General features: G+C 62.9%; 25 protein-coding genes and 2 pseudogenes. 17 read left to right on the plus strand and 10 right to left on the minus strand.

The annotated features are described in order from the left end of the window. Nucleotides 1-5 precede the first annotated feature (5 nt). Nucleotides 6-383: a hypothetical protein gene (locus tag DNK59_RS02730; protein ID WP_060840664.1), complete on the minus strand. Its 378-nt coding sequence runs from the start codon at nt 381-383 to the stop codon at nt 6-8. A gap of 212 nt (nt 384-595) precedes the next feature. Here DNK59_RS02730 and DNK59_RS02735 point away from each other — a divergent pair, with 212 nt between their 5' ends. The 3 genes from DNK59_RS02735 to def all read left to right on the plus strand — a co-directional run bounded on the left by DNK59_RS02735 (nt 596) and on the right by def (nt 2,463). Next, nucleotides 596-787, plus strand: a complete 192-nt coding sequence (locus tag DNK59_RS02735) for a CsbD family protein (protein WP_110722192.1) — start codon at nt 596-598, stop codon at nt 785-787. A 189-nt stretch (nt 788-976) separates the two neighbouring features. Continuing rightward, nucleotides 977-1,921: a YihY/virulence factor BrkB family protein gene (locus tag DNK59_RS02740; RefSeq protein ID WP_092311421.1), complete on the plus strand. Its 945-nt coding sequence runs from the start codon at nt 977-979 to the stop codon at nt 1,919-1,921. Nucleotides 1,922-1,923: 2 nt separating this feature from the next. After that, on the plus strand, nt 1,924-2,463 hold the full coding sequence (gene def / locus DNK59_RS02745; RefSeq protein WP_047305712.1) for a peptide deformylase: 540 nt from the start codon (nt 1,924-1,926) through the stop codon (nt 2,461-2,463). Between the two features lie 15 nt (nt 2,464-2,478). Here the strand turns inward: def and DNK59_RS02750 are convergent, their stop codons facing one another. Further along, nucleotides 2,479-2,904 (minus strand): GNAT family N-acetyltransferase, encoded by a 426-nt coding sequence (locus DNK59_RS02750; RefSeq protein ID WP_110722193.1) that lies wholly within the window; start codon nt 2,902-2,904, stop codon nt 2,479-2,481. Between the two features lie 294 nt (nt 2,905-3,198). Then, nucleotides 3,199-3,801 carry a glutathione transferase GstA gene (gstA, locus tag DNK59_RS02755; RefSeq protein ID WP_110722194.1) on the minus strand — a complete coding sequence of 201 codons (603 nt, stop codon included), beginning with the start codon at nt 3,799-3,801 and terminating at the stop codon, nt 3,199-3,201. A 98-nt stretch (nt 3,802-3,899) separates the two neighbouring features. Between gstA and DNK59_RS02760 the strand changes: the two genes are divergently transcribed. From DNK59_RS02760 to DNK59_RS32355, 3 genes and pseudogenes are all read left to right on the plus strand, one after another. Next, a complete protein-coding gene (locus tag DNK59_RS02760; protein ID WP_110722195.1) occupies nt 3,900-4,760 on the plus strand; it encodes a LysR family transcriptional regulator in 861 nt (286 codons plus the stop codon). A 518-nt stretch (nt 4,761-5,278) separates the two neighbouring features. Then, nucleotides 5,279-6,046: pseudogene (locus tag DNK59_RS32350) on the plus strand (PAS domain-containing protein); the annotation flags it as partial. Nucleotides 6,047-6,169: 123 nt separating this feature from the next. Further along, nucleotides 6,170-6,598, plus strand: a pseudogene (locus tag DNK59_RS32355) (methyl-accepting chemotaxis protein); the annotation flags it as partial. 60 nt (nt 6,599-6,658) lie between these two features. Here DNK59_RS32355 and DNK59_RS02770 read toward each other — a convergent pair. From DNK59_RS02770 to DNK59_RS02785, 4 genes are all read right to left on the minus strand, one after another. Next, nucleotides 6,659-7,165, minus strand: coding sequence for a hypothetical protein (locus DNK59_RS02770; protein WP_092311437.1), 507 nt, complete (start codon nt 7,163-7,165; stop codon nt 6,659-6,661). 173 nt (nt 7,166-7,338) lie between these two features. Further along, the gene (locus DNK59_RS02775; RefSeq protein WP_110722196.1) at nt 7,339-8,082 is read right to left on the minus strand and encodes an NAD(P)-dependent oxidoreductase; all 744 of its coding nucleotides are present in this window, start codon (nt 8,080-8,082) and stop codon (nt 7,339-7,341) included. A gap of 38 nt (nt 8,083-8,120) precedes the next feature. Beyond that, the gene (locus DNK59_RS02780) at nt 8,121-8,753 is read right to left on the minus strand and encodes a glutathione S-transferase family protein (RefSeq protein ID WP_092311443.1); all 633 of its coding nucleotides are present in this window, start codon (nt 8,751-8,753) and stop codon (nt 8,121-8,123) included. Between the two features lie 98 nt (nt 8,754-8,851). After that, nucleotides 8,852-9,283 (minus strand): PACE efflux transporter, encoded by a 432-nt coding sequence (locus DNK59_RS02785; RefSeq protein WP_016967280.1) that lies wholly within the window; start codon nt 9,281-9,283, stop codon nt 8,852-8,854. Between the two features lie 122 nt (nt 9,284-9,405). Between DNK59_RS02785 and DNK59_RS02790 the strand changes: the two genes are divergently transcribed. Further along, nucleotides 9,406-10,323, plus strand: coding sequence for a LysR family transcriptional regulator (locus DNK59_RS02790; RefSeq protein WP_110722197.1), 918 nt, complete (start codon nt 9,406-9,408; stop codon nt 10,321-10,323). On the opposite strand, the gene DNK59_RS02795 is transcribed toward DNK59_RS02790, so the two are convergent. Then, a complete protein-coding gene (locus DNK59_RS02795) occupies nt 10,320-11,249 on the minus strand; it encodes a LysR family transcriptional regulator (RefSeq protein ID WP_110722198.1) in 930 nt (309 codons plus the stop codon). The genes DNK59_RS02790 and DNK59_RS02795 overlap by 4 nt on opposite strands. Nucleotides 11,250-11,315: 66 nt before the next feature. Between DNK59_RS02795 and DNK59_RS02800 the strand changes: the two genes are divergently transcribed. Further along, the gene (locus DNK59_RS02800; RefSeq protein ID WP_110722246.1) at nt 11,316-11,933 is read left to right on the plus strand and encodes a LysE family translocator; all 618 of its coding nucleotides are present in this window, start codon (nt 11,316-11,318) and stop codon (nt 11,931-11,933) included. A 4-nt stretch (nt 11,934-11,937) separates the two neighbouring features. Here DNK59_RS02800 and DNK59_RS02805 read toward each other — a convergent pair whose 3' ends face one another. Continuing rightward, nucleotides 11,938-12,969: a LacI family DNA-binding transcriptional regulator gene (locus DNK59_RS02805; RefSeq protein ID WP_060844403.1), complete on the minus strand. Its 1,032-nt coding sequence runs from the start codon at nt 12,967-12,969 to the stop codon at nt 11,938-11,940. Between the two features lie 215 nt (nt 12,970-13,184). Between DNK59_RS02805 and DNK59_RS02810 the strand changes: the two genes are divergently transcribed. Then, nucleotides 13,185-13,718 carry a gluconokinase gene (locus tag DNK59_RS02810; RefSeq protein WP_110722199.1) on the plus strand — a complete coding sequence of 178 codons (534 nt, stop codon included), beginning with the start codon at nt 13,185-13,187 and terminating at the stop codon, nt 13,716-13,718. Nucleotides 13,719-13,802: 84 nt separating this feature from the next. Beyond that, entirely contained in the window at nt 13,803-15,155 is a 1,353-nt protein-coding gene (locus tag DNK59_RS02815; protein ID WP_092311455.1) for a GntP family permease, read from the plus strand. Between the two features lie 96 nt (nt 15,156-15,251). Here the strand turns inward: DNK59_RS02815 and alaC are convergent, their stop codons facing one another. Then, the gene (gene alaC, locus DNK59_RS02820) at nt 15,252-16,463 is read right to left on the minus strand and encodes an alanine transaminase (protein WP_092311458.1); all 1,212 of its coding nucleotides are present in this window, start codon (nt 16,461-16,463) and stop codon (nt 15,252-15,254) included. 280 nt (nt 16,464-16,743) lie between these two features. On the opposite strand from alaC, the gene DNK59_RS02825 reads away from it, so the two are divergent. From DNK59_RS02825 to kdpB, 7 genes are all read left to right on the plus strand, one after another. Further along, complete coding sequence (locus tag DNK59_RS02825) at nt 16,744-17,406, plus strand: LysE family translocator (protein WP_110722200.1); 663 nt, start codon at nt 16,744-16,746, stop codon at nt 17,404-17,406. Nucleotides 17,407-17,475: 69 nt separating this feature from the next. Next, nucleotides 17,476-17,964, plus strand: a complete 489-nt coding sequence (locus DNK59_RS02830; protein WP_092311464.1) for a GyrI-like domain-containing protein — start codon at nt 17,476-17,478, stop codon at nt 17,962-17,964. 254 nt (nt 17,965-18,218) lie between these two features. Then, nucleotides 18,219-18,317 carry a K(+)-transporting ATPase subunit F gene (gene kdpF, locus DNK59_RS02835; protein WP_092311467.1) on the plus strand — a complete coding sequence of 33 codons (99 nt, stop codon included), beginning with the start codon at nt 18,219-18,221 and terminating at the stop codon, nt 18,315-18,317. After that, nucleotides 18,301-18,471, plus strand: coding sequence for a hypothetical protein (locus DNK59_RS31880; RefSeq protein WP_167365626.1), 171 nt, complete (start codon nt 18,301-18,303; stop codon nt 18,469-18,471). The genes kdpF and DNK59_RS31880 overlap by 17 nt, the downstream gene beginning before the upstream one ends. Nucleotides 18,472-18,484: 13 nt before the next feature. Further along, complete coding sequence (gene kdpA / locus DNK59_RS02840) at nt 18,485-20,191, plus strand: potassium-transporting ATPase subunit KdpA (RefSeq protein WP_110722201.1); 1,707 nt, start codon at nt 18,485-18,487, stop codon at nt 20,189-20,191. Nucleotides 20,192-20,200: 9 nt separating this feature from the next. Beyond that, a complete protein-coding gene (gene kdpC, locus DNK59_RS02845) occupies nt 20,201-20,884 on the plus strand; it encodes a potassium-transporting ATPase subunit KdpC (protein ID WP_110722202.1) in 684 nt (227 codons plus the stop codon). A 12-nt stretch (nt 20,885-20,896) separates the two neighbouring features. Continuing rightward, nucleotides 20,897-22,969 carry a potassium-transporting ATPase subunit KdpB gene (kdpB, locus tag DNK59_RS02850; RefSeq protein WP_110722203.1) on the plus strand — a complete coding sequence of 691 codons (2,073 nt, stop codon included), beginning with the start codon at nt 20,897-20,899 and terminating at the stop codon, nt 22,967-22,969. The last annotated feature ends 52 nt before the right edge of the window (nt 22,970-23,021 follow it).

Genomic DNA, 23,021 nt, shown 5'->3' on the forward strand with positions numbered 1-23,021 from the left:
GCGGCTTACTGCTGGAACTGGGCAAAGCTCACGCCGGTGCCGGCGGGGCGCACGTCCTTGAGGAAGGAGTCCTTGTCGGCGCTCAGCTCCAGGCTCAGGGCGGCCTTGCGCTTGCCTTGGTTGCGGATCACCAGGCCTTCGAGTTTTTCCCGCAGGAACACCGTCGGCACTTTCAGGTGCAGCAGCTGGTCGGTGTCCGGGGTGTGCAGCAGCAGGTGGACCCATTCGTACTGACCGATGGCCAGGCGGGTGACTAGGATATCGAACCACCAGATGTTGCGATTGCGGTTCAGCTCCGCGAAATGGCAGTTGTTGACGCCCAGCACCGCACCGCCCAGTTCCTGGTTTCTGCGGGCGATGGCCTGCTTTTTATCGAGTTTCATAACATTCCTACGGGGATTGGATCTTCAGTGCTTGGCCTGAACAGGTCGAGCATTCTCCCGGGTTGCCCGGCAAACATAAAGCGCAACCTGGCACCGCTGATGAAATGCCCGATGAAAAATAATTGAAACTCTGCGCAACGGCCACGAGTCAACCTTGGGTAACGACGCAAATCCTCTTTGTTTGATCAATGAATGTTCTACGGAGAAATACCATGGGCAGCACAGCAGATAAGGCAAAAGGTCTGGCCAACGAAGCCATTGGCAACGTCAAGCAAGGTATCGGTAAGGCCACCGACAACACCAAACTGCAGGTAGAAGGCAAGCTGCAGGAGAAGAAGGGTGAGGCCCAGCAAGCCTTGGGCAAAGCCAAGGATGCGGTGAAGAAAACCATCGACAAAGCCTGAAAACCTCGGGATCGATGATGCACGGCAGCGGCCATCCCAGGATGGCCGTTTTCACGTGCCGGCCCAGGGAAGCGATCAGCCAATCCACGTGTTGTCATGGTTGCGGTTCGCCAACTGAGCTAATTTGTTGTAGAAAACGCCCCCTGAGTCGCTTTCGACTTCAACCTTTTTGCGGCGAAAGGAGACGCTATGATTTTTCCGGACCTCAAAGGTTTGCCCTTGCATCGTGTGCTGATTCGCACGGTGCATGAATTCATCGCGGACGAGATGTCCACTTACGCCTCGGCACTGGCCTACCAGATGCTGTTCTCGCTGTTCCCCTTCATCCTGTTTCTCATCGCCCTGATCGGTTTCTTGCACTTGCCGGACTTTTTCAGCTGGCTGCGCCTGCAATCGGAACTGGTGTTGCCGCCTCAGGCACTGGAGCAGGTCAATCCGGTGATCGACCAATTGCAGCAGTCCAAGGGCGGGCTGCTTTCCGTGGGTATCGTCATCGCGCTGTGGACCGCCTCGGCGGGCGTGCGCCTGATGATGAGCGCGATGAACGCGGCCTACGATGTAGTCGAGGGGCGGCCGATCTGGAAGCGTTTTCCGCTGTCGATCTTCTACACCGTGGGGATCGCCGGCATGCTCCTGGCTGCTGCGGCACTGATGGTGCTGGGGCCGCAGGTGATGACCTGGCTGGCCGGGCAGGTGGGCCTGGAAGCGTTCATCGTCACCCTGTGGACCATCCTGCGCTGGCCGGTGATCGTGCTGCTGATGATGGTGGCCGTGGCCCTGATGTATTACGTGATGCCGGATGTGAAGCAGAAATTCCGCTTTATCACCCCCGGTTCGGTGTTGGCGGTGGTGGTGTGGATCGTCGCGTCCCTGGGGTTCGCCTACTACGTGAAAACCTTTGCTAACTACAACGCCATGTATGGCAGTATCGGCGCGATCATCGTGCTGTTGCTGTACTTCTATATCTCTTCGGCCGTGCTGTTGCTGGGAGCGGAGATGAACGCGGTGATCGAACACATGTCGGCCGAAGGCAAGGACCCTGGCGAAAAGGACTTTGACGGGCTCGGCGATAAACAACACGTTTCTGGACTGGGCCGGGACCACTCGCGCCATCCCACTACTGACGAAGCCTGAACATGATCCGTGAAATCCTCAAGATGGGCGATGAACGCCTGCTGCGTATTGCCCCGCCGGTGCCGCCCGAGATGTTCGACAGTCCGCAGTTGTGGGAGCTGATCGACGATATGTTCCAGACCATGGAAAGTGTCGGTGGCGTGGGGCTGGCGGCGCCGCAGATCGGTGTCGACCTGCAACTGGTGATCTTCGGCTTCGAGCACAGCGAACGTTACCCGGACGCCGAAGCGGTCCCGCAGACCATCCTCATCAATCCCCTGATCACCCCGCTGAGCCCGGTGCTGGAAGAAGGCTGGGAAGGCTGCCTCTCGGTTCCCGGTCTGCGTGGAGCGGTGCAGCGCTACCAGCATATTCGCTACGAGGGCTTCGATCCCAAGGGCGAGCCGGTGGTGCGCGTGGCGTCGGGCTTTCACGCCCGGGTGGTGCAGCATGAATGCGATCACCTGATCGGTCGGCTGTATCCGTCGCGGATCAGTGATTTCAGCAAATTCGGCTTCACTGAGGTGCTGTTTCCCGATCTCGATCCCAACGCCGACGACTGATCTTGCGGCCCCGGTTCATGGGGTCTGGTCGAAGGCCGGGGCGCCCATGGCCAGCAAAGGCTTGCTGCGTTGGTAGCGGGCCAGGCGCTCGGCCAGGGGCGCCGGCAGGTGGGGGGCACGGGTGAAGCCCATGCGTTGATACAGAATTTCCAGGTCCGGGTGGCAGAACAGCCAGAGCGGACCTGGCACAGCCTGTCGGGCTTGCCGCACCAACTGCGCCGCCAGCCCCCGGCCACGGAGCGATGGGGCGACGAACAAACCCGTCAGCCAATGCCCTTGAGCCACCGGGGTCAGGCTCATCCCGGCAATGATCTCGCCCTCTCTTATCACCCACAGCTGGCCCTCGGCCGAGGCGCGCATGGACGAACGGTGCTGGCGGTAGAACTTGTTCAGCAGGGGACGAGAGGCCTCGTCGAGCGGGCCGATCTGCAGGCAGGGCATGGTGTTTCCGGGGTTGTGACTGGGCGCGGCGGATTATAGAGGAACCCCGGCTGCCCCTAGGTGCTATACCTGAAGCTTATCCGGCATCAGTGGAGTCGCAGTCATGTCCAAAGGTATGAACGCCAAGAAAAACGCCAAGAAGAAACCGGCCAAGAGCGCGCACGAGAAGCGCGTCGAGAAAAAGGCCAAGAAAACCGAAGTGAACATCTTCGGCCATTGATCGCTTTGACCAAGCCCGCACGGCGGGCCTGGTCTTGTCTGCCCTTGAGCACGCCCCGGGCCTTTCCTGCTCCTCTATGCCAGCTCTAGCGCCAGTGCTTCTCGCACTGTCGGGCGCTGCTCGATTCGTGCCTGGTATTTCAGCAAGGCTGGCCAGGCGGCCAGGTCGATGGCAAACACCGCGGTCCAGCGCAGCACGGTGAACAGGTAGGCATCGGCAACGCTGAACTGTCCACCCTGCAGGTAGTCCTGTCGTTCCAGGATCTGTTCCAGCAGAGCCAAACGCTTGAACAGCTTTTGCCGGAACAGGTCCTTGGCCTGGTCATCCAGCGCTGAGTTGAACAGCCAGCCCATGATCCCGTGAACCTCGCTGGTGATGAAGTTCAGGGTTTCCTGCAGCCGTACCCGCTGCCAGCTGCCCTGTGGTGCCGCCAGACCGGCCTCGGGCTTGAGGTCGGCGAGGTACTGCAGGATCGCCGGGCCCTCGGTGAGCACTTCACCGTTGTCCAGTTGCAGGGCGGCAACGTAGCCCTTGGGGTTGATGGCGAGGAAATCCTCACCTTCGGCCGTGCGCTTGCTGCGATTGTCGACACGGATCGCTTCGAATGGCAGTTGCAATTCCCGCAGCACGATATGGCAGGCCAGGGAGCAGGCTTGAGGGACGTAGTAGAGTTTCATCGGCGGCTCTCGAGTGAAGGTTCGAAGCAGTGTCGGCGAGGCTGTGGGCATGGGTAAAATTCATTTTTCAGAAAACTGCCATAAGGATAGCTACTGCCGTGATGAACCTGATGCACTGGCGCCTGCTGGTGGCGATCGCTGAATGCGGCACCATCACCCGTGCCGCCGAGCAAGTGGGGATGACCCAGTCCGGGGCCAGCCAGGCTCTGGCGCAGATGGAGGACATGCTTGGCGTACAGGTGTTCATCCGCGAGCGTCGTCAGGCGCTGCCTACGGCTATCGGCCTGCAGGTGCTGGAGCAGGCGCGGGTGATGCTCGGTGCACTGGCCCAGGTGCGGCGCCAGGTCGACGCGGCCCGGGGCATGCCCCATGGCAGCCTGCGCCTGGCGGGGTTTCCCATGGTCCTGGCGCAGGTTCTGCCACCCTTGCTGCGACGCTTCAGGCAGTTGCACCCGGGGATCGAGGTGGTGCAGTTGGAGGTCAGCGACGATGAGGTCGAAGCCCTGCTGGAGGCGCAACTGGTGGACCTGGGGGTGGTGCTGAATCCCGCGGCCGGGCGTCGTTCGTGGTTGCTGGGGCTGGACTCGTGGGTGGCGGTATTGCCCCTGGAGCACCCCTGGCGGGCGGCGAGCATCGATCTTGCGAGCTTGCTGGCCCAACCCTTTGTCCTGGCCACTGGCGGTTGCTCGGTGAACGCCCGCAGTCTGGCTGCCGACGCCGGCCTGCCACTGGCGGACGTGCGGATCGAAGTGCGGGAGTGGAACAGCGCATTCAGTCTGGTGCGTGAAGGGCTGGGGGTGACCCTGGTACCGGAAAGCACCCTGCCGGAGCAGCGCCAGGGTTTGCGGGTGTTGCCGTTGAGTCGGCCCGTCGAGCGTCAGTTTGCCCTGGTAGCGGCACCGGGTCGTGAGAGCAACGGTATGGTTCAGGCGTTTGTGCAGATACTTGAGGGAGGTTAGTCAGAACATTCTTTAATGTCTTGTTGGGTACTTTTTGAGAATGCTTCCAATGATTTTGAAAGTTGTGAAAACCGACTGACTGGTGGCCTTGCATAGGGGGCGCGGCTGTCTATGCTCAGTTGTGAAAAAACCTATGTATTGCGTTGTCCGGTACTGTTCCTCACCCCCTGATGTTTGCCCTTGTACCGGTTGTTTGCACATTGTTTACCCGAGGGCGGCACCGAAAGCATGAACAAAGACGAGAGTGCGCAACTAGAGGCACCAGAGGTTCAGGAGTAATTAATTAGATGGAGTTTCTTTTCTTTGTTAGGTCGGCCCGTTTATAGGGCATCAAGAAAAGGATGGCTTGATAAGAGCGTTGCAATATGAACTCTCCGATTGAACATCATTGATCACCTGACAATTCCTCTCTCATATGAAGGGGGGTGTTTGCCGTGTTTTATCGAACGTTGTAGTGGCTCAGTTGAAAGACTAGGAACTTCCGTCAATCAAAAGACAGCGTTGAAGGTGATACAACCATGTTTAACCTACATCACAAGGCTGACCTGCAAGAGATCGAGCGTTTCAATTGTGCGCTGGCCGAGGCCAACGCCAAGCTGGCGGCAATCAGCCGCTCCATGGCGATGATCGAGTTTTCTCCCGATGGCATCGTGCTCGATGCCAACGACAACTTCTGCCAGACCATGGGTTATTCCGCTGAAGAGATACGTGGCAAGCATCACCGGATCTTTTGCGAGGAAGAGTTCTACCGCAGCGAGGAATACGCCAAGCTCTGGCGCGACCTGGGGCGGGGTGAACCGGTCAGTGGCACTTTCCTGCGGCTGAACAAGCGCGGCGAAGAGATCTGGCTCGAAGCCAGCTACATGCCGGTGTTCGATGCCGATCGCCGGGTCAAGAGCGTGATCAAGGTGGCTTCGGACATCTCCGAACGCATCCATGTCGAACATGAAAACCAGAGCCTGCTGAATGCCATCGGCCGTTCCATGGCGATCATCGAGTTCAGTCCGGACGGCAAGATCCTCAAGGCCAACGACAACTTCCTCAAGACCATGCAGTACCCCTTGAATGAAATCCTTGGTCAGCACCACAGCATGTTCTGTCACCGGGCTGAAGCCGAGTCATCGGAGTACAAGCAGTTTTGGGCTTCGTTGAACCGTGGCGAGTATCACTCCCATCGTTTCGAGCGGGAAAACAAGTACGGCCAGACGGTGTTCCTTGAAGCCTCGTACAACCCCCTGTTCGACACCAAGGGCCGCTTGTACAAGGTGGTCAAGTTCGCCAGCGATATCACCCAGCAGATGACCAGCCTGCAGTCCGCCGCCGAATCCGCCCATAGCACCTCGGTACAGAACGACGCCTGCGCCCAGAAGGGCTCGCAGGTGGTGCAGCAGACGGTGCAGATCATCCAGCAGATCTCTCACGACCTGAACGAAGCGGCGCGCAGCATCGATGCCGTGAGCAAGCAGTCGGAGATCATCGGCAGCATCGTCCAGACCATTCGCGGAATCGCCGACCAGACCAACCTGCTGGCGCTCAATGCGGCCATCGAGGCGGCTCGGGCCGGCGAGCACGGGCGAGGCTTTGCGGTGGTGGCCGACGAGGTGCGCAGCCTGGCGGCGCGAACCAGTCAGGCCACGGTGGAAATCGTCGAAGTGGTGCGCAAGAACCACGACCTGTCGATGAGCGCGGTCACCAGCATGCAATCGAGCCTGAGCCGCACCGGCGTCGGGGTCGAACTGGCCAACGAGGCGGGGGAGGTGATCCTGGAAATCCAGCAAGGCTCGCGACATGTGGTGGATGCCATCAGCCAGTTCAACTCGACCTTGCAGTTGCAGTGATCGGGTTGCGTCAGGCACAAAAAAGGGTTCCCGCTGGGAACCCTTTTTCGTCGTGCGCCATTACAGCGAGGCGAGGAATTTCTCGTCGATCGGCTTGGCGCTGGTCTTGGTATCAGCCTCTTCCTTGGCCAGTTGCATCTTGTCCTTCAGGCGCTGGGCGATTTCCTGGTTGATTGCCAGCTGGCGCTCCGGCGGCAGGTTTTTCAGGTCTTCTTCGGTCAGGCCCATATCCTTGAGGATGTTGTCGCGCAGACGCTGTTCGGGCGTCTTGCTCATGTAGTCCTTGAATTCGCTCAACGCGCTGGATTCGGTGGCGCTATTGGCCTGTGGCGTGCTGGCGGTCGGCGGTGTGGCCTGGAGCAGGACGCGGGTCTTGGCGAACGCGGCATTGACGTTGTCGTCCACGGTATTGCCTTGCAGGCTGGACTGGGACGTCGGCACGGTGACGGAGTTCTGGGCCTGTTGCAGCATGCCGCTGTACAGCGCGCTGGCGGCTGCAGTGGTCGGGTCCATATCGGTGCGCGAGGTGGGCTGCACCGAAACGGATTTCTGGGCGTTGACCAACATGATCGGGAACCTGTGTGAGAGAACTAGGCGAGTATTCCAGCAAGATCCATGCCTAATAAAATCACCCTTTAATATCAATGGATTGACGCCATCGAGTGCTGCCGGGTGGCCCGCGGGCGGACAAGTCTTGCCGCTTTCTGGCAAGCGCCGCCCGGGTTTGCCGAGGGCCGCGCTCAGTAGGTGATGGGTATGCCGAAGTCCTCCTGGAAGGCATCGTCCACTGGCTCATAACCGAGGACCCGCGTGGTTTCGCTGAGGTCCAGGCGCTTGAAGCGATTGTTGGAGATGCCGTGGCCGATGAAGTGCTGCACCCCGGGGGCTTCCACGGCCCGTTGCAGCAGTTGCAGGGCGTCTCGGGGGCTGAGCCAGGCGCTGAGGTCGCGGGCGCTGGTCAGCTCATGATGCTCGGGGAACTCGAAGGCGCCGATGCGCAGGGCAATGCAGGACAGCCCGCGTCTGGCGGCATAGAAGGCGCACAGCGCCTCGCCATAGCACTTGCTGACCCCATACAGGTTGGCCGGCATCACCGGCATGTTCGCCGTGATCTGTCGATCCACCGGGTAGCCTTCCATGGTCTGGGCGCTGCTGGCGAACACCAGGCGTCGGCAGCCGGCGTTAACGGCGGCCTCGAACAGGTAGGTGGTGGCGAGGATATTGTTGGGCAGCAGTTGCTCGAAACTGGCGCTGGCATGGGGGATGCCGGCCAGGTGGACGACGACGTCGATGCCCGGCAGGAGACGGCCGATGGTCTGCGGGTCGTCAAGATCCAGGCGCACGAAGCGGTGGGGCGCCGGGATCTCGAAGTCCGGTTCGACGCGGTCGGTCAGGGTGAAGCGGTAGCGCTCCTGCGAGCCCTGGAAGAATACCTTGCCGATCCGGCCACAGGCGCCGGTCAGCAATACATTGAGTCCATTCATGTCCAATCTCCGGTGGCCAGGTAAGGGCGTGGCTCAGGCTATGGGGTGCCGTTGCGTCCGTGCAGGCGAAAGCCCGGACGCAGGCTGAGGCGTTCGTAGTAGGCCTCTATGGCGGGGAAATCAGGGTGCTCCATGGGCGTCATCTTCCAGCGGTTGACCGAGAGCCCGAGGACGATGTCCGCCAGGCTCGGCTGCTCCCCGAGGACATAGGCTCCGGAGCGCTGCAGCTGTTGTTCGAGTATCGCCATCTTGGCGTTCCAGGCCCGCAGGCTGGCGTCGATGCGCCGAGAGTCCTGGTAGTCCGCATGCTGGCGCACCAGGCCCATGAAGGCGTAGCTCCAGGCCGGGTTGAGTTCGCAGGCCTGCCAGTCCATCCACTGTTCCACCAGGGCCCGGGCCCGTGGAGCGATCGGCAACAGGCCGCTGCCGGGATGCAGGTTGGCCAGGTAGCGGCAGATGCTGTTGGACTCCCACAGGGCGCCGGCGGCATCGATCAGCACCGGAACCTGGGCATTGGGGTTGAGGGCGAGGAACTCGGGAGTGTGGGTCGATTGGAAGCCGCTGCCCCAATCTTCCTGTTGGTAGGAAAGGCCAAGCTCCTCGCAGGTCCACAAGACTTTTCTGACGTTGATGGACGAGGCTTTGCCGAGAATTCTGTAGGGGGTTCCCATGACGCTTCCTTGTTCGTGGCTCAAGCGGGCCATGGGAATCTATCAGTGTGCCCGGTCCTCGGCGATGGCCAATGTGCCTCTGGATGTTTGTCCGCGCTTCAGGCCGGGTCGGGCAAGGCCGAGGCCGGCAGGCCGAAGACCCGGTCGAACAGCCAGTTGAAGACGAAGGTGTAGCAAGGGATGAACAGGATCAGCGCCAGATCCAGGAGAAAGGCCTGTACCAGGCTGATGCCCATCCACCAGGCGATCAGCGGGATCAGGAACACGATCAGGGTCAATTGAAAGCCAACGGCGTGGGCGATGCGTCGCTTGACGGTGCGGGTGCGTGACGGCTGGCGGCTTTCCCAGCGTTCGAACAGGCTGGTGTAGATGAAGTTCCAGGTCACCGCGATGCTGGTGATCACCACCGCCAGTGGGCCGGTACTGCTGGGCGAGGTGCCGGACAGCAGGGCCAGGCCGAGGGCCGAGAAGGTCATGCCGAACACCTCGAACAGGGATACATAGAGCAGTTTGCGTTTCACGCCTTGCATGGGAATTCCTCGGTATTGAATACAGGTGGCCAGGGCTGGGCTGGCACGGGGCGCGAAAGATAGCTTCAATGTCGATGACAGAAAAAGTCGGAAGCTTTCAGTTTTGCTGATAGGTTGTGCCCATGAATTTCTCCAGCGACAGCATCCAGTTGTTTCTCGCCGTGCTTGAGCGCGGTTCCTTTTCTGCGGCGGCCCGCGCGCTGGGCAAGGTGCCCTCGGCGGTGAGCATGGGCATTGCCAACCTTGAGGCCGAACTGGGCTATGCCCTGTTCGATCGCAGCCATCGCGAGCCGGTGCCGACGCCCCTGGCCCTGTCGCTCGCGCCCCATGCCCGGCTGATTGCCGACCAGCTCAAGCAGTTGCAGGTGCATGCCATCGAGCTGTCCCTGGGGCTGGAGAGCACACTCTCGATCGCGGTGGTGGATGACATCGACAAGCAGCGGCTGCTGGCGGCCATCAAGCTGCTGGCCGAGCGCTATCCGCTGCTGGATGTGGAAGTGCTCAGCGCTCCTCAGGATGACGTGCTGCAACTGCTGCACAGCGGACGGGTCAGCGTGGGTGTGGCGTTTGCCGGCCTGAGCGTGAATGCCCTGGAATATTTCCAGTACGCCGGCAGCGAACGGATCATTGCCTGTATTTCACCCCGGCATCCGCTGTTTGTGGCCAGTGATGGGGCGCTGTATCTGGAGGAGTTGATCCGGGTGCGCCAGGTGGTGGTGGCCAGCCGCGACCTGCCCATCAGCGATACCCGGCCCCTGGTGGGCGAGTCGCTGTGGCGCACCGACAGCCTGGCCATGGCCTTGCACATGGTGGAGGCCGGGATCGGCTGGGGCAATTTCCCGCTGTCGGTGATCCAGCCGCTGCTGGCGGCAGGTCGCTTGCAGCGCCTGAAGTTCAAGAATCTCGACAACGGCCTGTCGTTGCCGGTGCATGCGGTGTGGCTCAAGAGCCGGCCGCTGCAGAAGGGCGCTCTGGCCCTGGTGCAGTTGCTTAGTGGCGAAGATCCGGCGCTGGGGCCGCGGCCCGGCCCCGGGTTCTAGGCCAGGGCCTGCTGGCGCAACCAGCGCAGCAACAGACCGGCCGCCGAGTCGTCACTGATCGCTTGGGCCGAGAGCAAGTAGTAGGCACTGCCGTCGGCGACGAAGCCGAAAGGGGCGCACAGCAGTCCGTCGCGCAGATCGTCGCGCACCAGTTGCCAAGGGGCGATGGCCAGCCCCAAGCCCGCCACCGCAGCTTGCAGGCTGAAGTAGAAATGTTCGAAGACCTGCTCCGAAGACGCCTGAGGCAGCGGCATCGGGTGCAACTGCAGCCAGTGTTCCCAGGCTTGCGGCCGGGTCGCGCTGTGCAGGCGCGGGGCGTGGTCCGCGAGGACTGCCTGCTGGTTTGACTGCGGCGCCCAGTCAGGCTGTTGGTCCGGACGGCACACCGGGCCAATGGCTTCGTCGAACAGCCAGTGGGCGTGGGTCTGGTCGCTCCAGGCGAAATCATTGCGGCGGATCGCCAGGTCGATGCCGGCGTTGAACGAGAAGGGCCCGCCGCCGGCCAGCAACTGGATGGACAGGTCGGGGTGGGCGGCCTGGAAGGCCGGCAGGCGCGGAATCAGCCAGCGCATCAGCAGGGTCGGTTCACAGGACAGCACCAGCGGAGCTCCAGGGGGCGGAGCTCGCAGGCGGCGCGTGGTGTTTTCGATCAGGTCCAGGGCCTGGGTCACGCTGTGCAGCAGTTCGGCCCCGGCCGCGGTGAGAAACACCCGGTGGCTGCGCCGCTCGAACAGGGCGGTGCCCAGGTCTTCTTCCAGGCTGCGCACGGCGCGGCTGATGGCGCCGTGGGTCAGGTGCAGGGCGGTGCCGGCCAGGGTAAAGCTCTCCAGGCGAGCGGCCGCTTCGAAGCAGCGCAGGGCGCCGAGGGGGGGCAGGCGTCGGCGCGGTGTCTGTGAGTTTTCATCACCAAGAGTGTCAGTTTTCATCGTTGGCCTTGAACCAGAAGATCCCCATACAGTAGCGCCGGATTGTATAACCAAGGCGTTGGCAACGTGACAGAACTGTTAGTCGTAATCACCATCACCATTCTCGCGGTACTCAGCCCCGGGGTCGATTTTGCCCTGGTCACCCGTAACAGCCTGATGCTCTCGCGCCGTCATGGCGTGCTGACCGCACTGGGGATCGGGCTCGGGGTCATGCTGCATATCGGCTACAGCCTGCTGGGGGTGGGGCTGCTGTTGCAGCAGTCGCCGCTGTGGTTCACCGGGCTGAAGCTTGCCGGGGCGCTGTATCTGATCTACCTGGGCATTCGCTTACTGCGCAGTCCCGCCCAGGGGCCGCAGGAAGTGGCGGGGCGTGGCCAAGTGTCGTCCTGGGCGGCCTTGCGCAGCGGTTTCCTGACCAATGCGCTGAATCCGAAGACGATGATTTTCGTCCTCAGCCTGTTCATGCAGGTGATCCAGCCGGGTACGGGGCTGGCGGTACAGATCGGCTACGGAGCGATCATCGTCCTGGCCCACGTGCTGTGGTTCGTGGCCGTGGCGCTGTTTTTTTCGGCGCCGGCCATTGCCGAGCGGCTGTTGGGCTACAAGCGCCGTATCGATCAGCTGTTCGGGGTGGTACTGATCGGCTTCGGGCTGCTGCTCAGTGTGCTTGGCGTGCAGCCCTGAACCCTCAGGTGCTTTCCCGGATCCGCAGTTCGAACCCCATGTCCACCACGGGCTCGGTCACGCTGTTGCCGGCCAGCAGGGTCAGCATCTGCTCGGCGGCGCGGCGGCCGATGGCCTCCCTGGGGGTGCTGATGCTGCTCAAGCGCGGCACCATGTGTTCCGAGGACGGCAGGTCGTTGAAACCCAGCACCGCCACTTGCTCGGGGATCTTGATCCCGCAGCGCATGGCTTCGAGCAAGGCGCCCTGGGCCAGGTCGTCGTTGCCGAAGAAGATGGCGTCCACTTGCGGCTGGCTCTGCATCAGTTGCAGGAACAGTTCGCCGCCCAGGCCGACCGAAGACGGACGCGGGGTCAGCAGTTCCAGGTCGGGGTTGTACAGCCCGGCTTCCTGCAGGGCGCGGCGGAAGCCTTCGCCGCGCAGCAGGGTGCGCTGGTCCAGTTGTGCGCCGACGTAGGCCAGGTGCTTGCGGCCACGGGAAATCAGGTGCCGGGCCGCAGTCTCCCCCGCGTTCAACTGGGAAAAGCCCACGCAGTTGAGTCCGGCGCCGGAGTCCAGATCCATCATGTAGACGCAGGGGATGTTGTTGGCCTCGATCATCCGTCGGGAGCTTTCGGTGCGGTCGAAACCGGTCAGCAGCAGCCCGCGCGGCTGGTAGGTCATGTAGTTGCGCAGCAGGTTTTCTTCTTCGTCCCGGGAATAGTGATAGTTGCCGATCAGCACTTCGAAGCCCTTGGGGCGCAGTACCTGATGAATGGCTTCCAGGGTTTCGATGAACAGCAGGTTGGACAGCGACGGCACCAGCACCACCACCGACTGGCTCTGGGCCGAGGCCAGGGCGCGGGCGGCGGAGTTGACCACGTAGTTCAGCTCCTGCGCGGCCTTCTGCACTTTTTCCACCAGCTCGGTGGCCACGCTGCTGACGCCGCGCAGCGCCCGGGAGGCGGTGATCGGACTGACACCGGCCAGTCGCGCCACTTCGTTGAGGGTAGGGCGCCCCGTGGTACGGGAGCTTTTATCGTTTTTATGAGGGGTCATCAGACGGCTTGCCAAACAAAATTCAAGTCACTAAGGTAGCGCTGTCCTGAAACAGCTGCAATGCGTGAGCGAGGTGTGCCTGACCCTCGCTCTTTGGTTTGGCGGACTATATACGCGGCAACCCACAAAAATGACAAGAAGGCGTCGGCAGACACTGTTTTTGTACTAGAACTAGAACTAGCGAAGGTAGCGCTGTCTGCGCGCTGAGGTGTTACATGAGTCAACCAATTACCGCCCTGGTCATCATGGGTGTTGCCGGCTGTGGCAAATCCAGCGTCAGCCAGGCCCTGTGCCAGCGCAGCGGCGCCACGGCCATTGAAGGCGATACGTTCCACCCTGCCGCCAATATCGCCAAGATGAGTGCCGGCATTCCCCTCGACGACGACGACCGCGCCGGCTGGCTCGACAGCCTGTGCGAGGAGTTGCGCCGTACCCTGGCCGCCGGCCAGCGTCCGGTGCTGACCTGCTCGGCGCTCAAGCGCAAATACCGTGAACGCCTGCGCGCCGCCACCCCCGGCCTGGGTTTCATCTTTCTCGAACTGACGCCGGCAGTCGCCGCCGATCGCGTGGCACACCGGCCAGGGCACTTCATGCCTTCGACCCTGATCGACAGTCAGTTCGCCACCCTCGAATCCCCGGTGGGGGAGCCGCTCACCCTGGCCCTGGATGCCAGCACCCTGAGCGTCCAGCGCCTGGCCGAACTGGCCAACCAATGGTGGATGGAGCATGGCCTTGAACCTTCGCGCTAAGCGTCGGTTCGAAATAGGTAGCGCTATCCCACTCGGCCCTTGTTTTTAACGCTTAAATAAAAACAACAAACCGGAGGCAATCCCATGTTTGGCATGTCCCAAGAGACCTATCTGCTGGTTGATGCAGTGGTCACTATCATCGGCCTGATCGTGTTGATCACCCGATTCAAGCTGCATCCCTTCATTGCCCTGACCATCGCCGCGGGGTTCCTCGGCCTGACCTCGGGCATGCCAGTGGACAAGATCATCAAGGCGTTCCAGGACGGCTTTGGTGGCGTGCTCGGTTTTGTCGGCATCATCCTGGCGCTGGGCACCATGCTCGGCAAGATGATGGCCGAGTCCGGCGGCGCCGATCAGATCGCCCAGACCCTGATCCGTTCGTTCGGCAAGGAGCGGGTGCAATGGGCGATGATGTTCGCCGCCTTCCTGGTGGGCATCCCGCTGTTCTTCGAGATCGGCTTCGTGCTGCTGATCCCGCTGGTGTTCATCGTCGCCCGGCGCACCGGGGTGTCGCTGATCAAGATCGGCATTCCACTGCTGGCCGGCCTGTCGGCGGTGCACGGCCTGGTGCCGCCGCATCCGGGGCCACTGCTGGCCATCGGCGTGTTCGGCGCCGACATCGGCAAGACCATTCTCTACGGCCTGATCGTTGCCCTGCCGACCGCCATCATTGCCGGTCCGATCTACGGCACCTTCATTGCCAAGTACATCCCGGGTCATCCGTCCCAGGAGCTGGTGGACCAGCTGGCCCGTGAAAACACCTCGCAGAACCTGCCGAGCTTCGGCGTGACCCTGCTCACCGTGCTGCTGCCGGTGTTCCTGATGCTGCTCAAGACCTTCGCCGACGTGGCGCTGCCGGACGGGCACTTCTTCCGCCTGTGGATGGACATGATCGGCCACCCGATCAGCGCCTTGCTGCTGGCCTTGCTGCTGTCGCTCTATACCTTCGGCTACAAGCAGGGCATCGGCTCCAAGCAGATCCTCGGCCTGCTCGACGCCAGCCTGGCGCCGACCGCGGCGATCATCCTGATCATCGGTGCCGGCGGCGGTTTCAAGCAGATGCTGGTGACCAGCGGCGTGGGTGATGTGATCGGGCACATGGCGGTCAACGCGCAGATCTCGCCGATCCTCCTGGCCTGGCTGGTGGCGGCGGTGATTCGTATCGCCACCGGTTCGGCCACCGTGGCCACCATCACCGGCGCGGGCATCGTGGTGCCGGTGGTGGGGATGATCCCCGGGGTCAACCGCGAGCTGCTGGTGCTGGCCACCGGTGCCGGCTCCTTGATCCTGTCCCATGTCAACGACGCCGGTTTCTGGCTGGTCAAGCAGTACTTCAACATGACCGTGGCCGAAACCTTCAAGACCTGGACGGCCATGGAAACCATCCTCTCGGTGGTGGGCCTGATCTTTATCCTGCTGTTGTCGCTGGTGGTTTAAGAGCTTCGCCTGTAGGAGCGGGCTTGCCCGCAAAAAACCGCCAGCACGGCCACAAAAAAACCGCATCACTGCGGTTTTTTTGTGGCTGAAGGAGTCTCAGCTTTTCTGCACCAGGCCGTCGGCGCGGAACATGCCGCGAATCCCGCGCACCGCCTGGCGAATCCGGTCCTGGTTCTCGATCAGGGCAAAGCGCACGTGATCGTCGCCGTATTCACCGAAACCCACCCCCGGCGATACGCAGACCTTGGCCTCGGCCAGCAGCTTCTTGGCGAACTCCAGGGAGCCCAGGTGCGCGTAGGCTTCGGGAATCTTGGCCCAGACGTACATCGAGGCCTTGGGGTTCTCCACCATCCAGCCCAGTTCATGCAGGCCCTTGACCAGCACGTTGCGGCGCTGCCGGTACTGCTCGGCAATGTCCAGCACGCATTGCTGGTCGCCTTCCAGGGCGGCAATCGCCGCCACCTGCAGCGGGGTGAAGGTGCCGTAGTCGTGGTAGCTCTTGATCCGCGCCAGGGCGCTGACCAGCTCCGGGTTGCCGACCATGAAGCCGATGCGCCAGCCGGCCATGTTGTAGCTCTTGGACAGGGTGAAGAACTCCACCGCGATGTCCTTGGCTCCCGGCACCTGCATGATCGACGGGGCTTTCCAGCCGTCGTAGACGATGTCGGCGTAGGCCAGGTCGTGGATCACCAGCACGTCGTACTGCTTGGCCAGGGCGATCACCCGTTCGAAGAAGTCCAGCTCCACGCATTGGGCGGTGGGGTTGGAGGGGAAACCCAGGATCATCATCTTCGGCTTGGGGATCGAACCGCGAATGGCCCGCTCCAGCTCGGCGAAGAAGTCCACCCCGGGCACCAGTGGCACCGAGCGCACTTGGGCGCCGGCGATCACCGCGCCATAGATGTGGATCGGGTAGCTGGGGTTGGGCACCAGCACGGTGTCGCCCTGGTCCAGGGTGGCCAGCATCAGGTGCGCCAGGCCTTCCTTGGAGCCGATGGTGACGATGGCTTCGCTTTCCGGGTCGATGTCGACCTCGTAGCGGTCCTTGTACCAGCGGGAAATCGCCCGGCGCAGCCGTGGAATGCCTTTGGAGGTGGAGTAGCCGTGGGTGTCCTCACGCTGGGCAACGGTCACCAGCTTTTCGACGATGTGCGGCGGAGTCGCGCCGTCGGGGTTGCCCATGCTCAAGTCGATGATGTCTTCGCCGCGCCGACGCGCAGCCATCTTCAGCTCGGCAGTGATATTGAAAACGTAAGGGGGAAGACGATCGATGCGCGCAAAGCGGCGCGGCGAACCTTGTTCGGCCATTGTTGCCTCGAAAAGACGTAAGCGCCCGGAACCGTCCGAGCGACGTTGGCCACTGCGGTGGCCTGCGGGGCAGACGATAAGGGCGGCGCCGGCGGCTTGTCCAGAGGGGCGGAAAATTATTTTCGCGACGCCGGGGGGATTTGCGAGGGCCGATGATTTGCCGCTATAACGTGCACGCTTTTTGCCTGCAAGGGCTGCGAACCAGCTCTGCCGGCTTGATTTTCAAGGGCTCGGCGGACCTCGGCAGCTCTTCGAACAACAACGTCAAACGGGATGAATGATGGAGTTTACCAGCGGCTTCTTGCTGAGCCTTTCACTGTGCCTGGACATCGGCGTGGCCAATATCGCGATGATTACCCTGGCCATGCAGCGCGGCTATTTCCAGGGCTTCTGCCTGGGCCTGGGGACCTGCGTCGGCGACCTGATCTACGCGCTGCTGGCCCTGGCCGGGATGACCGTGCTGCTGCAGTACGAAAGCGTGCGCTGGGTGCTGTGGCTCGGCGGTTCGGCGCTGCTGGTGTACTTCGCCGCGAAGATGATTTACGCCGCGCTCCACCACAGCGCGGTGCTGGCCACGGCCGGGGAGGCGGACCGCGGCTCGCCGCGCAAGGAGTTCTTGCGCGGGATCTTCCTGGCCATGTCCTCGCCCAGCGCGATCCTCTGGTTCGCCGCCGTGGGTGGCACCCTGATTGCCCGATCCGGGGGCGGCGGGATCGCCAATTCCGGGCTGTTCCTCGCCGGTTTCTTCTGTGCCGGGCTGCTCTGGACCCTGGGCCTGTGTCTGGCCGCGACCCAGGGCGGCAAGCTCTTGGGGGACAAGCTGCTGCGCTATTCCTACCTGGCATCTGCGGCGATCTTCTGCTATTTCGCGGTGTACGTGATTCTATCCGGCTATCAGGAGTTCATCGTCGGCGCCGGCGTGACCGACCTTCCGGCGCTCTGATCCAGGCCCCGGCGATTGGCTTCTATACTTGCTGCCGAACCCATCATTTCTGCGGCAGGAGTGGCATTCATGGATGAGCAAAAACAGGGCGCAGGTCCCGAACCGCGCTTCGAAAGAGAGCGTTTTCTGCTGATCGCCGGCTTCAGCGAGCGGTTTACCCCAGGCGCCGGCCAGGACATCGGCCAGCTGTGGCAGCGTTTCATCCCCCACATCGGCCGGGTGCCGGGGCAGGTGGATGAGGTCACCTACGGCGTCTGCTGCAACCCCGATGGCCAGGGCAGCTTCGAATACCTGGCCGGGGTCGAGATCAGCAAGCTCGATGATCTGCCCGAGCGCTATCGCTGGATCGAAGTGCAGCCGCAGAACTACGCGGTGTTCGAGCATGGTGGTTCCCTGCAGGAATTGCCCCAGACCTTCAACTACATCTGGAACACCTGGCTGCCCCAGTCTGGCCGCGAGGCCGCCGATGCGCCGGAGTTCGAGCGCTACAGCGCCGATTTCAACCCTGACACCGGCACTGGCGTGGTGGAAGTCTGGTTGCCCCTCAAAAGTGCATGATCCCCTCGGGGGCGCGGTCCGGCCCCCGATTTTCCCCGCCTGCCGCGCAATCTATACGCCGTCTTAATACCGCCCCCGGCAATCAGTGCCCGACCTTGATACGCCCTCACCTAACCTGCGTGGCGCAGAGGAGAGTGGTGGACGAGGTGTTCCCGACTCCCTGCCGGCGCCCGTTCCCGGGCGCTCTGACCGGTTGCGCTGCGGGCCGCTAGCTGCGCTTGCGGCGCCGCCTCAATGAATTGAGGGGAAGAGCCTTGCTGACACTGGAATTCATCTACGGCGCCAGCGCTTTCTGCGCCGTGCTGCTGTTCGTCTACCTGGGTTACGCGCTGATCCGTGCCGAGAAATTCTGATGACCGCACCCAGCGCTACCCCGGCATTTTCATTCGCCCGTCCGGGCATTTACGAGAAAGGAAACCAGCCATGTACGACCTGATCTTCGTGGGCCTGTCCCTGGGGTTCTTTGTACTGACGGCCCTGGTCATCGTCGCCATGGGCAAGATTTGAACGGAGCATCGACATGTTGAGTACTGTGCTGGAATACGCGGTGATCCTCGGGGTAATGACCGGGCTCGCCGTACTCATGGGCCAATGGCTGGCCCGGGTCTTCAGCGGCCGTGGCCATGCCTTGCCGGAGCGGGCCACCTATCGCCTGCTGGGGATCAATCCCGCTGAAACCATGGGCTGGGCCCGCTATGGCTCGGCGCTGTTGCTGTCCAATGCGGCGATGATGCTCCTGGGCTACCTGGTGTTGCGCCTGCAAAGCGTCATGCCCCTCAACCCCCTGGGGCTGGCGGCGCAGACCCCGGACCTGGCGTTCAACACCGCCGCGTCCTTTATCACCAACACCAACTGGCAGGCCTATTCCGGGGAAAGCAGCCTGTCGAACTTCAGCCAGATGGCGGTGATCACCTTCCTGATGTTCGTCGGCGCCACCGCCGGGGTTGTCGCGGCGGCCGGTTTCATTCGCGGCCTGAGCCGTTCCAGCTCGGCGGATATCGGCAACTACTGGGTCGATTTCACCCGCACCCTGTACCGGGTGATGTTGCCGCTGTGCCTGGTCATGGCTCTGGTCTACGTCTGGCAGGGCATGCCCCAGACCCTCGATTCCGAGGCCCTGGCCACCACCCTGGAAGGCGCCCAGCAGCAGCTGATCGTCGGCGCCGTGGCCAGCTTCGAGTCGATCAAGCACATCGGCACCAACGGCGGTGGCTTCTTCAGCATGAACGCCGCCCACCCGTTCGAGAACCCGACGCCGCTGACCAACGTCCTGCACATCCTCAGCATGTTGCTGATCCCTTCGGCGCTGACCTACGCCTTCGGCAGCATGCTGCTGCGCCGGCGTCAGGGCTGGGTGTTCTTCGGCACCTTCCTGGTGATGTTCATCGGCTTCCTGGCCATCGTCTTCAGCGCGGAGCAGGGCGGCAATCCGCTGCTGACCCAGATTGGTGTCGACCAGCAACTGTCGGCGACCCAGAGCGGCGGCAACATGGAAGGCAAGGAACTGCGCTTCGGCATCGCCGACACTGCGCTGTTCGTCACCACCACCACCGGTGCCACCACCGGTTCGGTGAACGCCATGCATGACTCGCTGACCCCCATGGGCGGCTTCGTGCCTCTGGCGCAGATGATGCTCAACTGTGTGTTCGGCGGTGACGGCGTGGGCTTCATCAACCTGATCCAGTACGCCCTGCTGACGGTGTTCCTGGTGGGCATGATGATCGGCCGCAGCCCGGAATTCCTCGGCAAGAAGATCGAGGCCCGGGAGATCAAGCTGGTGATGCTCTCGGTGCTCGCGCATCCGATCTGCATCCTCGGTTTCACCGCCCTGGCAGCGCTGTGGCCGGACACCATGAACAGCCTCAACAACCTCGGCCCCCATGGCTTCAGCGAGGTGCTCTACGCCTACGCCTCGGGCACCGCCAACAACGGTTCGGCGTTTGCCGGGCTCAATGCCAACACGCCGTTCTTCAACACCACTATCGGCCTGGCGATGCTCATGGGGCGTTTCTTCACCATGCTGCCGATGCTGGCCGTGGCCGGTTCCCTGGCGGCGAAAAAGAACATCCCGGCCGGTGCCGGCACCATTCCCACCGCGACGCCGCTGTTCATGTTGCTGGTGGTGTTCGTGGTGCTGGTGGTCGGTGGCCTGACTTTCCTGCCGGCCCTCGCGCTCGGCCCGCTGGTGGAGCAACTGCAGTTGCTGGCCGGCCAGACCTACAAATAAGGGGTTGTGATGACTACGCAAATGCAAACCCAAGACACCCCTGTGGTGCTGTTCCAGGGCCTGTTGCGCCCGGTGCTGGTGTCGGCGGTGTTCTTCATGCTGCTCACCGGGCTGGCCTATCCGCTGGCGACCACGCTGCTGGCCAACCTGCTGTTCCCGTTCCAGGCCCAGGGCAGCCTGGTGCAGCGTGACGGCCTGGTGGTGGGATCAAAGCTGATCGGCCAGTCCTTCAGTCGCCCGGAGTATTTCCAGGGCCGCCCGAGCATGACCCTGGGCAGCGATCCGCTGGACCCGAGCAAGAGCGTGCCCCAGCCCTACAACGCCGGGGCCAGCGGTGCCAGCAACCTGGGCCCCACCAACCAGAAGCTGCTGGACAGCGTAGCCGCGCGGGTCAGCGCCTATCGCCAGCTCAACGGCCTGGCGGCGGACATCCCGGTGCCGGTGGACGCGGTGACCGCTTCGGCCTCCGGCCTGGACCCGCACATCTCCCTGGCCAACGCCCAGCTGCAATTGAACCGGGTGGCCCGCCTGCGCAACCTGCCGCCAGCCGAGCTGCAGGCGCTGCTGCAGGCGCACAGCGAAAGCCGCACCTTCGGCCTGCTCGGCGAGCCCCGGGTCAATGTGCTGCAACTCAACCTGGCGCTGGATGCCCAAGCGCCCCTGCATTCCTCGCCCGTTGCGGCCAGTGAGTAAGAGACGTCGATCATGAGTAGCAACCCTCGTATAGCGTTGTTCGACCGTGGGCTATTGCTCACCGCGTGCCTGGATGCCGTGAAGAAACTGTTGCCCCAGGCGCAGTGGAAGAACCCGGTGATGTTCGTGGTCTACCTGGGCAGCATCCTCACCACCCTGCTCTGGTTCCAGTCCCTGGGCGGTGCGGGCGAGGCCTCCAGTGGCTTCATCCTCAGCATCACCCTGTGGCTGTGGTTCACCGTGCTGTTCGCCAACTTCGCCGAAGCCCTGGCCGAGGGCCGCAGCCGGGCCCAGGCCGCCAGCCTCAAGGGCATGAAGCGCCAGACCCTGGCCAAGCTGTTGCAGCAGCCCAGGCATGGCGCGGCCTGGCTGCCCATGGCTGCCAGCGAGTTGCGCAAGGACATGGTGGTGCTGATCGAAGCCGGCGACCTGGTGCCGCTGGATGGCGAGGTCATCGAAGGCGTGGCCACGGTGGACGAGAGCGCCATTACCGGTGAATCGGCGCCGGTGATCCGCGAGGCCGGGGGCGACTTTTCCTCGGTCACCGGCGGCACCAAGGTGCTGTCGGACTGGCTGGTGGTGCGCATCAGCGTCAACCCCGGCGAGTCGTTCCTGGACCGCATGATCTCCATGGTGGAATCGGCCAAGCGCCAGAAGACGCCCAACGAGGTGGCCCTGACCATTCTCCTGGTGGGCCTGACCTTGCTGTTCCTGCTGGTGATCGTGACCCTGAGCCCGTACTCGATCTTCGCCGTGGCCATGAGCGGCACTGGCAGCGTGATCAGCGCCACGGTGATGGTGGCGTTGCTGGTGTGCCTGATTCCCACCACCATCGGCGGCCTGTTGTCGGCGATCGGCGTGGCGGGCATGAGCCGCATGATGTCGGCCAACGTCATCGCCACGTCCGGGCGCGCTGTGGAAGCGGCGGGGGGCGTCGACGTGCTGCTGCTGGACAAGACCGGCACCATCACCCTGGGCAATCGCCAGGCCAGCGCCTTCGTGCCGGCACCGGGAATCAAGGACAGCGAGCTGGCGGACGCCGCGCAGCTGGCTTCCCTGGCGGACGAAACCCCCGAGGGCCGCAGCATCGTGGTGCTGGCCAAGCAGAAGTTCGACATCCGTGGCCGCGACATCCAGGCCCTGGGCGCCAGCTTCGTGCCCTTCACCGCGCAGACCCGCATGAGCGGCGTCGACCTGCCGGACGGCCGCAGCATCCGCAAGGGCGCCGCCGATGCCATTCGCCGGCACATCGAAGCCCTGGGGGGCAGCTTCCCGCCGGCCTTGCAGGCCAAGGTCGATGAAGTCTCGCGGCGCGGCAGCACGCCGCTGGTGGTCAGCGACGGCGCCCAGGCCCTGGGCGTGGTGGAACTCAAGGACGTGGTCAAGGGCGGGATGAAGGAGCGCTTTGCCGAACTGCGGCGCATGGGCATCAAGACCGTGATGATCACCGGCGACAACCGCCTGACCGCGGCGGCGATTGCCGTGGAAGCCGGAGTCGATGACTTCCTCGCCGAGGCCCGTCCCGAGGACAAGCTGCAACTGATCCGCGACTACCAGGCCAAGGGCCGGCTGGTGGCCATGACCGGCGACGGCACCAACGACGCCCCCGCCCTGGCCCAGGCCGACGTCGCGGTGGCGATGAACAGCGGCACCCAGGCGGCGAAAGAGGCGGGCAACATGGTCGACCTGGACAGCAACCCGACCAAGCTGATCGAGGTGGTGGAAGTCGGCAAGCAGATGCTCATGACCCGCGGCGCCCTGACCACCTTCAGCGTGGCCAACGACGTGGCCAAGTATTTTGCTATCGTACCGGCCGCGTTCGTCGCCACTTACCCGCAGTTGGCGGCGCTCAACGTGATGCACTTGAGCAGCCCGAACTCGGCGATTCTCAGTGCGGTGATCTTCAATGCGCTGATCATCGTGTTCCTCATCCCCCTGGCGCTCAAGGGGGTGAAGTACCGGTCCATCGGCGCCGCGGCCCTGCTCAACCGCAACCTGCTGATCTATGGCCTGGGCGGGGTGCTGGTGCCCTTTGCCGGGATCAAGCTGATCGACATGCTGCTGGCCGGGCTTGGCCTGGTCTGAGGCAAGGACTGACAATGCGGCGCTCCCCGGAGCGCCGCATTGTTCATTTTAA

Origin of the sequence: Pseudomonas sp. TKO26 (genome assembly GCF_003225665.1) — a bacterium.
In the GTDB taxonomy this organism is placed as follows: Bacteria; Pseudomonadota; Gammaproteobacteria; order Pseudomonadales; family Pseudomonadaceae; genus Aquipseudomonas; species Aquipseudomonas saponiphila.

Coding starts and splice junctions, on each gene's coding strand:
- gstA (WP_110722194.1), bottom strand. CDS start 3,801: ATGAAACTCTACTACGTCCCTCAAGCCTGCTCCCTGGCCTGCCATATC.
- kdpA (WP_110722201.1), top strand. CDS start 18,485: ATGTTGAGTACTGTGCTGGAATACGCGGTGATCCTCGGGGTAATGACC.
- DNK59_RS02795 (WP_110722198.1), bottom strand. CDS start 11,249: ATGAAAACTGACACTCTTGGTGATGAAAACTCACAGACACCGCGCCGA.
- kdpC (WP_110722202.1), top strand. CDS start 20,201: ATGACTACGCAAATGCAAACCCAAGACACCCCTGTGGTGCTGTTCCAG.
- DNK59_RS02780 (WP_092311443.1), bottom strand. CDS start 8,753: ATGGGAACCCCCTACAGAATTCTCGGCAAAGCCTCGTCCATCAACGTC.
- DNK59_RS02740 (WP_092311421.1), top strand. CDS start 977: ATGATTTTTCCGGACCTCAAAGGTTTGCCCTTGCATCGTGTGCTGATT.
- DNK59_RS02830 (WP_092311464.1), top strand. CDS start 17,476: ATGGATGAGCAAAAACAGGGCGCAGGTCCCGAACCGCGCTTCGAAAGA.
- alaC (WP_092311458.1), bottom strand. CDS start 16,463: ATGGCCGAACAAGGTTCGCCGCGCCGCTTTGCGCGCATCGATCGTCTT.
- DNK59_RS02810 (WP_110722199.1), top strand. CDS start 13,185: ATGAGTCAACCAATTACCGCCCTGGTCATCATGGGTGTTGCCGGCTGT.
- kdpB (WP_110722203.1), top strand. CDS start 20,897: ATGAGTAGCAACCCTCGTATAGCGTTGTTCGACCGTGGGCTATTGCTC.
- DNK59_RS02785 (WP_016967280.1), bottom strand. CDS start 9,283: ATGCAAGGCGTGAAACGCAAACTGCTCTATGTATCCCTGTTCGAGGTG.
- DNK59_RS02750 (WP_110722193.1), bottom strand. CDS start 2,904: ATGCCCTGCCTGCAGATCGGCCCGCTCGACGAGGCCTCTCGTCCCCTG.
- DNK59_RS02735 (WP_110722192.1), top strand. CDS start 596: ATGGGCAGCACAGCAGATAAGGCAAAAGGTCTGGCCAACGAAGCCATT.
- DNK59_RS02815 (WP_092311455.1), top strand. CDS start 13,803: ATGTTTGGCATGTCCCAAGAGACCTATCTGCTGGTTGATGCAGTGGTC.
- DNK59_RS02730 (WP_060840664.1), bottom strand. CDS start 383: ATGAAACTCGATAAAAAGCAGGCCATCGCCCGCAGAAACCAGGAACTG.
- DNK59_RS02825 (WP_110722200.1), top strand. CDS start 16,744: ATGGAGTTTACCAGCGGCTTCTTGCTGAGCCTTTCACTGTGCCTGGAC.
- DNK59_RS02790 (WP_110722197.1), top strand. CDS start 9,406: ATGAATTTCTCCAGCGACAGCATCCAGTTGTTTCTCGCCGTGCTTGAG.
- DNK59_RS02770 (WP_092311437.1), bottom strand. CDS start 7,165: ATGTTGGTCAACGCCCAGAAATCCGTTTCGGTGCAGCCCACCTCGCGC.
- DNK59_RS02805 (WP_060844403.1), bottom strand. CDS start 12,969: ATGACCCCTCATAAAAACGATAAAAGCTCCCGTACCACGGGGCGCCCT.
- def (WP_047305712.1), top strand. CDS start 1,924: ATGATCCGTGAAATCCTCAAGATGGGCGATGAACGCCTGCTGCGTATT.
- DNK59_RS02775 (WP_110722196.1), bottom strand. CDS start 8,082: ATGAATGGACTCAATGTATTGCTGACCGGCGCCTGTGGCCGGATCGGC.